At 62.1% G+C, this 3,219-nt stretch carries 3 protein-coding genes; all 3 read left to right on the top strand.

All coding sequences use genetic code 11. From position 1 onward, the window contains the following. The coding region (locus EBB59_RS13105) for a hypothetical protein (protein WP_211327763.1) at positions 1 to 1,339 on the top strand (1,339 nt) is incomplete at its 5' end. Then, on the top strand, positions 1,329 to 1,598 hold the full coding sequence (locus tag EBB59_RS13100; protein WP_122102582.1) for a DUF7660 family protein: 270 nt from the start codon (positions 1,329 to 1,331) through the stop codon (positions 1,596 to 1,598). The genes EBB59_RS13105 and EBB59_RS13100, both read left to right, overlap by 11 nt. A 397-nt stretch (positions 1,599 to 1,995) precedes the next feature. Beyond that, positions 1,996 to 3,219 (top strand): putative Ig domain-containing protein (locus EBB59_RS13095; protein WP_211327762.1); only part of this gene is annotated, 1,224 nt, incomplete at its 3' end.

The following is a 3,219-nucleotide window of genomic DNA, read 5'->3' as shown; positions in this document are numbered from 1 at the left end:
CCTGGCGACGGGGATGATCGGGAACGTGGTGACGGCGCACAGCCGGCAAGCGCTGGGGGCGCAACGAGGGGGTATCGACTACGGCGACCTGGCGGCGGACGCGTTCGGGAATGCGCTGGGGAATGCGGCGGCGGGGCGGTTGGATAGGCGGGCGCGGGCGCGCCAGTTCATGGCGGCATGGCGTAATCTGCCGTTGGAGGAGCAGCTCAAGTGGCTGAGCATGAGCTTCTATGATGCTGGCAGCTTCTCGGGAGATGCGCCGTCTGGTGCTTCTCCGCTGGGCGAAGCCCCAATGGCGGGTACGGTGTCCGAGAGGCTGTCGGATGTCAAAGGTAGGCCAGCGGCCTTTGAGCAAGCTGCTCGGGAACGGGTTTCCAGGCAGCAAGTAGTGTCCGACCTTCGGCAGCGAGGCTTGCCGGATTCGATCACGGTGAACGTGGCGGATGACGCGGATTACAGCGAATTCATATCGGCCTATGGCGACTATGGGACGCAACCGGCGGGTGCAAGCGAATTCGACCGCATTACCGTAATGGGTTCGAGCACGGGAACGGAGTTGCCGGCCATCGAGAACCTGTACACGCCTTATCAAGGCTGGTGGATGGATAAGTACAGCACCTTCACGGCGATGCTGGATGACCTCAGCGGAGGTTGGCGTCAGAAGGCGGGGGCTTTGGCGGGCGGCATGCTGACGGTGATCCCGACGATGGCCGAATCGCTGATCAAGGGGGTGTATGACGCGCCGAACAATGCGAGTCTGGCGGGTCAGAAATGGGGACAGGCGAGCCAGTTGAAGGGGCATGACTCGGCACTGGCGTATTTGGAGGGCGGTCAGTATTTCCTGGGTGCCTTCCAAGGGCTGGGCGATGCGGTCACACTGGGGACGGTCTCATCGGCAAGGCCGAGCGTTCCGGGCCTTGCGCCAGCGGTGGTGGCTGAAAGAGTGGGGGTTGCAAACAGCATTAGACCGAGTTACCTGTCGGCGACGGAATTCGCGAATTTGCCAAGAACTGGCACAATTGATCCCCGTGTTATTCGCTATAGCCAAGATAGTGCCAGCGTGAACTTCAAGCCGCCTTATGGGGCTGTGGATGACTTTATTAACGGGTTGCGCTCCGGTGATATCAATCCGGCCTCAATTGAGCCGGTTCGAATTGTTCAGCGTGATGGGAAGGTATTTACTCTTGACAATCGCCGCTTGCATAGCTTTGAGCGGGCGGGTATTAACATTACATATCAGAAGCTTGATAAAATTCCGCGCCGTGAATTATTTAAATTTACTACGACTAACGATGGAACGTCGATTTTGATTCGACAAAGGAGAAACAATGGTCGGTGACGATCTGTTTGATTATGCCAAAACGGTCTCCTCACGAATGGATTTTGTGAGGTTTGTGGAGTACCTGAATCGGGATCGTCAGGAGAAGAGCAATGAGTGGGGCAACCAGACGCTTGAGCAATTCTTGGGTGGCCTTTCGGGTTTTGTCAATGATATGGATGGGTATTACAAGAATATAGGTGATAATGTCGATGTAGAGCAGATTACGTGGCGTATGGCAGCCGAGATGCTGTTGGCGGCGACGGTCTATGGAAGTTGACGGTTGGTAGCTGCATACGAAATCCAACTGTTCGAAATTTGACCGATATGGTTACGGACTCAGCTTGGCTGGGTCGCAAGACCATTGCAAAGGATTTTGCGTATTTTATGCGACAGCATTTGGAACTGTATTCGGAGGTAAGTTAGTTTTTCTTTTTCTTATTACGCCAGCGGCCGCCACGTGGCGACGGGCAAGGCGGACGGCAAGACCGAGGTGCTGGCGCACCTGACCGGGTTCGAAGCCAGCGAGACCGGGGACATCACGGTGCAGGTGCAACCCGGGGAAAGCTTGCGGCAAGTGGCGCAACGGGTCTATGGCGACGCCCGCTACTGGTACGTGCTGGCGGAGGTCAACGGGCTGGACGGGCTGAGCCCGCCCACGCCGGGCGGCAGCCGGCGTGGATCCCGGCGTACTGGCCAACCCCCGTTTGAAGGAAAGCTTGCCGAATCAACGGGTGCGCGTCGGGCAACCCTTCTCGTACACCGTGCCGGCGGACTGGCTGGTGACCGACAACGGCGAGCCGGCCATGCTCGATACCCGCCGACTGCCGGCCTGGCTGCGCTTCGATGCCGCCACCCGCACCTTCTCCGGCACCCCAACGCTGGCGGATGCCAAGCAACCCGCCATCCCCCTGCACCTCAAGACCGCCAGCGGCGAGCGGGCCACCGCCAACTGGTGGGTGGACATCTACGAGACCTACCAGCAGCCCCCGGCCAACGCGGACTTCAGCGAGGGCGACACCGGCTGGGACAAGGGCACCGGCTTCGCCATCGTGGAGAAGGACGGACGCCATGTCGCCCAGGCGCGCATCGGCAAGACCTTCGACATCGTCAATAACGATTGGGCGGTGATCCGCCCGGGCGTCAAGATTCGCGCCGAAGGCTGGGTCGACATCGTCGGGTGGGCCGGAAGCGCGAGCGCCAGCGGGCAAGTGCTGCTCAACTTCTACGATGCCGCGGGCCAGCTGATCCGCCGTGAGGCGGGCAGCATGGTGAGTGGCGAGACCGGCAGCGGCCGCTCGACGCTGGAGACGGTCGCGCCGGCGGGCGCGGCCTACGTGGCCCTGGGCGGCACGGCCAGGAGCCGGGTGGTCCTGGCGCAGAGCGACGCGCGCCCGGTGACGCTGAGCGACTTCCGCTGGGTGTTCCCGGAACAGGCCAGCCTGGTGATGCGGGCAAGTCCGCCGGTCAGGACGGCCTGGTACGCGTTCGACGCCAACAACCAGGTGACGGTGATGAACGGCGATCTGGTCGATGGACAGGTCGTGCTGAAGCAGGCCGAGAACAGCACCGCCTTCGACTACGACACGGCCGGTCGGGTGATCCGCCGGCGCAGCCTGGAGGCGGGCGTGCACACCGCCCGCGACCTGGGCTACGACGCACTGGGCCGCAAGACCCGCGAGTCCAAGCGCTACACCGTGGGCGAGCGCCCGGCAGAGATCGCCGAAGGCTGGCGCCACGACGCGCTGGGCCGGGTGACGGCGCACCGGACCTATGACGAGAACGGCCTGAAGCGCCTGAACCTGACCGACTACGACGCCGACGGCCGCCAGCTCAGACAACTGTCCTTCGGCCGCTCGCTCGATGGCGCCGGGCAGGGCGAAGAGGCCATCGGCGAAGGG

This window comes from Solilutibacter pythonis, assembly GCF_003697345.1.
GTDB lineage: Bacteria > Pseudomonadota > Gammaproteobacteria > Xanthomonadales > Xanthomonadaceae > Solilutibacter > Solilutibacter pythonis.
The sequence above is the reverse complement of the archived record's forward strand: the minus strand, read 5'-3'. Positions and strand labels throughout refer to the sequence as shown.